A 6,000-nucleotide genomic window follows, 5' to 3' on the forward strand; every position below is an offset into this window, starting at 1 on the left:
TTCGTCGATTGGAGCCCGGAATGTCGTAGACCACTGCGCGGGGACGGACGCAGGAATGGACAACACGGTCGTCGTCGCCATCTACGGACAGCCGGGCTGACAGGAAGAACCAAGAACCCCGAAACGCCTGCAAAGTCGAGTACTCGACTACGCGTGTGCGGCGATCCTCCAGCGCCATACGCTTCGCGCTGTGGCCCACACGGCCAATACACAAGACAGACAAGTCGGAGGGACAACCATGTCTGCAAGCTTCAAGCATGCGCTGCTGCCCTTGTCGATAGTGGGGGTAAGCCTGCTGGCGGCGACTACTGGTACGGCGCCGGCCCACGCCGACCATGACCTGCCCTACGGGCCCGACACCTGCGTCCAGGGCTACGTATGGCGGGAGGCTCGGGTCGGTGACACCGTCTGTGTGCCGCCGCAGGTCCGGTCACGCACGGCCCAGGAAAACGCAACGGCCGCAGATCGGGTCCAACCCGGCGGCGGCGCGTACGGGCCGAATACCTGCAAGCAAGGATTCGTCTGGCGGGAGGCCTTCAACGGTGACGTGGTCTGCGTGACTCCCGATATTCGGTCGCAGACCTGGGCCGACAATGCCGCGGCCGATTCGCGCTATCAGCGCAACCAACCCAATCGCCACCCGCAGCAACAGCCCGGTGGTGATCAGGGCGGCGCTGTGCTCAACCTGATCAACCAGCAGCGCGCAGCGAATGGTTGCGGTCCTGTCGCATCCAACGGCCAGCTCGCTGCGGCCGCCAGTCGGCACGCAACGGACATGCTCAACAGTGGTGTGACGGGCCATACCGGTTCGGACGGCTCGTCTCCAGATGCCCGGATCGCGGCCGCAGGCTACGCTCCCGTCGCGCGGTGGGGCGAAATCGTCTACTGGGGTACCGGCGGCGGTGCAACACCCGAGGCGGCGGTCAACTGGTGGATGAACAGCCCGGGCCATCGTGCCATCATCACCAACTGCGCTCTTACCGACGCCGGCGTCTCCACCTCTTCGGGCAACGGCAAAATGACCGCGGTCGGTGACTTCGCCACACACTGACCTGATGCGTCCAACGCTCCAGCAGACCGGACTGTTGGGTGGCGTACTGCCACTTCTCATCGATCGCGACGCCCAAGTCTGGGGTGCACCCGCTCTGGAATCATGGAAATCCCGACGCGGGGCGGACCGGGCTCCGGCTTTGGGCGGCGAACCGCGCACTTGTCGACTCCGAGTGACCCGCGCTGTTCCAGCTGTACTGCCCAGGGACATTGGTCAAGCGGCTGCCCCACACGCGTGCCTCACCGACGTCCGCGCCTCACCGACGTCTCGGTCAGTCCTCGGCCGGGGCGGTCGCCAGGCGCGCGGTCCACCGCTCCTCGATGTGCCCGTACCGCCAGATCGCCAGCGCGGCAACCCAGGTGACCACGAACAGGGCGACGACGAGGTAGCCGAGCAGGTTCAGGTTCAGGCCGGCCAGCCGGTCCCAGATGCCGCCGGTCCAGCCGAGTTGTTCGGCGAGCAGGCCGAGCAGCTCGACGGTGCCGATCAGCAGCGCAACCGCGACGGACAGGAAGGTGATGGTGAGGTTGTAGTAGACCTTGCGGACCGGGTGGGAGAACGCCCAGCCGTAGGCGAAGTTCATGAACGAGCCGTCGATCGTGTCGAGCAGACTCATCCCGGCGGCGAACAGGATCGGCAGGCACAGGATCGCGTACCACGGCAGACCCGCGGCGGCGCTGGTGCCGGCGAGCACGAGCAGCGCGATCTCGGTGGCGGTGTCGAAGCCGAGCCCGAACAGCAACCCCACCGGGTACATCTGCCAGGGCCGGGTGATCGACCTCATCGCCCGGCCGAGGACGCGGTTCATCAGCCCCCTGGCGTTCAGTTGTTCCTCGAGCGCGGTCTCGTCGAACCGACCGGCGCGCATCTGGCGGAAGACCCGCACGATCCCGAACAGGATCACGACGTTGATCGCCGCGATCACGTACAGGAAGGTGCCCGAGACGGTCGTGCCGATCAGCCCGGTGTAATGGTGCAGCGCCGAGTCGTCGTCCTCGACCGGCCCGACGACGGCCTTGATGCCGATCGAGATCAGCACCGCCAGCCCGAACACGATCGTGGAATGTCCGAGCGAGAAGAAGAAACCGACCGACAGCGGCCGCTGGCCGTCGTTCATCAGTTTCCGGGTGGTGTTGTCGATCGCCGCGATGTGGTCGGCGTCGAAGGCGTGCCGCAGTCCGAGGGTGTAGGCCGTCAACCCGACACCGAGCCCCAGGGTCGTCGTGCCGAGGCTGTAGTGCTGTGGGGCGACGACGAGCGCCAGAATTCCCCATCCGAGCACGTGCAGCACGACGATCACCGCCACCATCGCCGCGACCCGCACCCATTCGGCTGCGGTGAGCCCGGACCGGATTCGGGCCATGCGCGACGTGAAGGGACGGCCGGACGGCGTGGTGGTGATGCCGGAGGCGGGCATTGATGTCGTCATTGCGATCGTGTCCTCTCCGCGGGAGTTCACGGCACATCCGTCGTCGCCGGTTCGGCGGCGAGTCGTTCGTTCGTGCAGGCGAGCTGGCGGACCGTCCCGGCCGCGAGACGCTCGGCCTCGTCCCCGGTCAGCCGATCACACAGGAAGCCCCAGTGCATCGCGACCTGCTCGCCCACCCGGAGCGCGGGCACGAACGTCCCCGACGCGGTCCGTCGCTGCACGCGCTCGATCCGTTCGGTACCGAGATCCAGACGGGCGCCGTCGAACTCGAGCGGCCGGGAGCGCACGGTGGCCGACGCGGCATCGACGTCGAGCACGATGCCCCAGCGGATCCGGCAGGAATCGAGCACCTGCAACGGCTGCGGCATGCCCGTGTCGAGCAACCGCGACCACGGATACACGCCGAAGACGTGGAAGGCGTGCGTGGGCGCCGCCTCGTCGAGCAGCGCCGGCGTCAGGTGCGTCCAGTAGTGTCCGGCCGCGGACCCGAGCCGCTCCAGCAACCGGGTCCCGAACACATGCGGGTCGACGCGGTCGGTCAGGTCGCTCCCGGTCCAGTAGGCCCGGACCACCCGTACGTCGAGGGGATCCGCGATGCCGGTCAGCTCGGCGAGCAGTTCCTGATAGGGCCAGGCACCGCTGAACCTGCGTGCCGCGTCGGTGACGGCGCCGCCGTCGCCCGCACCGCACGCGGCGTGCTCGAGTGCCGCCACCCCGGCCGGACCGCAGAATCCGAGCGCGTTCGGGGCATGGGCGTAGCGGGCGAACAGCCGCTGACCCTCCGTCGGCTCGGCCATCGGTCAGACCGTCTCGCCCTGACCCACCAACGGCTGCCCCGCCGCGCCGCGCCGTCCCACCAGCTCCGCCGTCTCCCGGTGCAGGCGCCCGAAGTTGTAGTAGGCCGCGCACGCCCCCTCGGGTGAGACCATGCACGTACCGATCGGGGTCTCCGGGGTGCAGGCGGTGCCGAACACCTTGCACTCCCACGGCTTGATGACGCCCTTGAGGACCTCACCGCACTGGCAGGCCTTCGGATCCGCGACCCGCAGACCGGGCATCGAGAATCGCTGCTCGGCGTCGAAGTCGGCGTAGTCCGGGTGGATACCGAGCGCGCTCTGCGAGATGAATCCGAGCCCGCGCCACTCGAAGTGCGGGCGCAGGGTGAAGGTTTGCGACATCAGGCGCAGCGCCTGCACATTGCCGTCCGCGCGGACCACGCGGCTGTACTGGTTCTCCACCTCGCACCGCCCGTCGCGGATCTGCCGCAGCAGCATGTGGACCGAGGCCAGGATGTCGAGTGGCTCGAAACCCGCGACCACGATCGGCTTTCCGTACACCTCGGGAACGAAGCGGTACGGCCGCAACCCCACCACCGTCGACACGTGCCCCGGGCCGAGGAACCCGGACAGTCGCAGGTCCGGTGACTCGAGGATCGCCTTGATCGGCGGGACGATCGTCACGTGGTTGCAGAACACGGTGAAGTTCTCCAACCCCAGTTGCCGGGCCCGCACGAGCGTCACCGCGGTGGACGGCGCGGTGGTCTCGAAGCCGACGGCGAAGAACACGACATGCTTGTCCGGGTTGTCCACGGCGATCTTCAGCGCGTCGAGCGGGGAGTACACGAAGCGGACCTCCGCGCCGCGGGCCTTCGCCTCGATCAGGTTTCCGCGGGATCCGGGCACCCGCATCATGTCGCCGAACGTCGTGAACACCACGTTCGGCTGTTCGGCCAGCCACATGGCGTCGTCGATGCGCCCCATCGGGATCACGCACACCGGGCATCCGGGGCCGTGCACCAATTCGACCGACGGCGGCAGAAGATGTTCGATGCCGTGCCGGTAGATGGTGTGGGTGTGGCCGCCGCACACCTCCATGAACTTGAACTCGTCGGCGGCCGCAAGTTCGGTGATCGACGCCACCAGGGCGCGGGCCGCGGCCGGGTCTCGGAACTCGTCGACGAATCTCATGTCGCTGCCCTGCCTTTCACGCGATGTCCGACGCGTTGAAGGCGTCGATCTCGTTGACGTAGTCGGCGCCCATCCTGCGGACCTGGTCCAGCGTCACCTGTGCTTCGGCCTCGTCGATGCGCGCCATCGCGAATCCGACGTGCACCAGCACCCAATCGCCCACCTGCAGTCCGCTGTCGGCGAGCAGCCGCACGCTGATCGCGCGCTGCACCCCGCCCACGTCCACCTTCGCCAGATGCTGCGCGGGATCGACCATGTCGACCACCCGGCCGGGGATACCCAGGCACATGACGTGACTCCTTTCACCTCGGCAGATCCGGGTTCTCAACAGATACGGGGCAGCGGATCACCGACGAGCATGTCCACGATCCGGCTGCCGCCGAACGCGGTGCGCAGCGCGACGATCCCCTCCGGTTCGGCGAGGATCTCGCCGACCACCGTCGCCTCGGCACCGCCCGGGCAGGCCCGCAGCGCGGCGACCGCGGCGTCCGTCTCGTCCGGGGACACGATCGCCACGAACTTGCCCTCGTTCGCGACGTACAACGGGTCGATGCCGAGCAGGTCGCACGCACCGACCACCGCCGGCCGGATCGGCAGCGACGCCTCGTCCAGGATCACGGCCAGGCCGGTGGCCTGCGCCAGTTCGTTGCACACGGTGCCGACGCCGCCGCGGGTGGGATCGCGCATCCACCGGGTCGACGGTGCCGCCGCGAGCAACGCCTCCACCAGCGAGTGCACCGGGGCGGTGTCCGAGGCGATGTCCGCCTCGATGGCCAGATCGCCGCGGGCCAGCATCACCGCCATGCCGTGATCCCCGATGGTCCCGGAGATCACCACCCGGTCGCCGGGCCGGACCAGGTCGGCGCCCAGGCGTCGACCCTCGGGCACGATCCCGACGCCCGCGGTGCTGATGTACAGCCCGTCGGCGGCGCCCCGGCCCACCACCTTGGTGTCACCGGTGACGATCTCGACCCCGGACGCGGTGGCCGCGGTCGCCATGTCGGCGACGATCCCGCGCAGCCGGTCGATCTCGAAACCCTCCTCGATGACGAACGCCGCCGACAGCCAACGCGGACGGGCCCCGGACACGGCCAGGTCGTTGACGGTGCCGTGCACGGCCAGATGCCCGATCGAGCCACCCGGGAACGACAGCGGCTGCACGACGAACGAGTCGGTCGAGAACGCGAGCCGCTCCGCGGGGCCCGGGCGCACGGTCGCGGCGTCGCCGAGCTGCTCGAGTTCGGTGTTGCGGAACGCGTCGACGAACACCGCATCCACCAGCGCGGCGGACGCCTTGCCGCCGGCGCCGTGCGACAGCGAGATCACCGTGTCCCGCAGTCGTGGCCGACGCCGCCGGAACGCCTCGATCCGTTCGAGGACCCGGTCCTCCCGTTCGGCCTCGGTACTCATGGTCGACCTCCTGCCTCGGTCTCCGCGCTCATGGTCGACCTCCCACGTCGGTCTCCGCGCTCATGGTCGACCTCCCACGTCGGTCTCCGCGCTCATGGTCGACCTCCCACGTCGGTCTCCGCGCTCATGGCCGACCTCCCACC

General features: G+C 68.8%; 6 protein-coding genes. 1 reads left to right on the forward strand and 5 read right to left on the reverse strand.

Annotated features, from left to right (window positions below):
* Nucleotides 1-238 precede the first annotated feature (238 nt).
* A complete protein-coding gene (locus ACWEPG_RS05680; RefSeq protein WP_450113671.1) occupies nt 239-1,051 on the forward strand; it encodes a CAP domain-containing protein in 813 nt (270 codons plus the stop codon).
* 271 nt (nt 1,052-1,322) lie between these two features.
* On the opposite strand, the gene ACWEPG_RS05685 is transcribed toward ACWEPG_RS05680, so the two are convergent.
* Genes ACWEPG_RS05685 through hypE form a run of 5 tightly spaced genes read right to left on the reverse strand, consistent with a single transcriptional unit; the run spans nt 1,323 to nt 5,857 of the window.
* Nucleotides 1,323-2,480, reverse strand: a complete 1,158-nt coding sequence (locus ACWEPG_RS05685) for a HoxN/HupN/NixA family nickel/cobalt transporter (protein WP_450113672.1) — start codon at nt 2,478-2,480, stop codon at nt 1,323-1,325.
* A gap of 26 nt (nt 2,481-2,506) precedes the next feature.
* Nucleotides 2,507-3,277 carry a DUF6390 family protein gene (locus tag ACWEPG_RS05690; protein WP_450113673.1) on the reverse strand — a complete coding sequence of 257 codons (771 nt, stop codon included), beginning with the start codon at nt 3,275-3,277 and terminating at the stop codon, nt 2,507-2,509.
* A gap of 3 nt (nt 3,278-3,280) precedes the next feature.
* Nucleotides 3,281-4,447 carry a hydrogenase formation protein HypD gene (gene hypD, locus ACWEPG_RS05695; RefSeq protein WP_450113674.1) on the reverse strand — a complete coding sequence of 389 codons (1,167 nt, stop codon included), beginning with the start codon at nt 4,445-4,447 and terminating at the stop codon, nt 3,281-3,283.
* A 16-nt stretch (nt 4,448-4,463) separates the two neighbouring features.
* Entirely contained in the window at nt 4,464-4,736 is a 273-nt protein-coding gene (locus ACWEPG_RS05700; RefSeq protein WP_450113675.1) for a HypC/HybG/HupF family hydrogenase formation chaperone, read from the reverse strand.
* Between the two features lie 35 nt (nt 4,737-4,771).
* Nucleotides 4,772-5,857 (reverse strand): hydrogenase expression/formation protein HypE, encoded by a 1,086-nt coding sequence (gene hypE, locus ACWEPG_RS05705; protein WP_450113676.1) that lies wholly within the window; start codon nt 5,855-5,857, stop codon nt 4,772-4,774.
* Between the last annotated feature and the right edge of the window lie 143 nt (nt 5,858-6,000).

It is taken from the genome of Rhodococcus sp. NPDC004095, assembly GCF_053604015.1.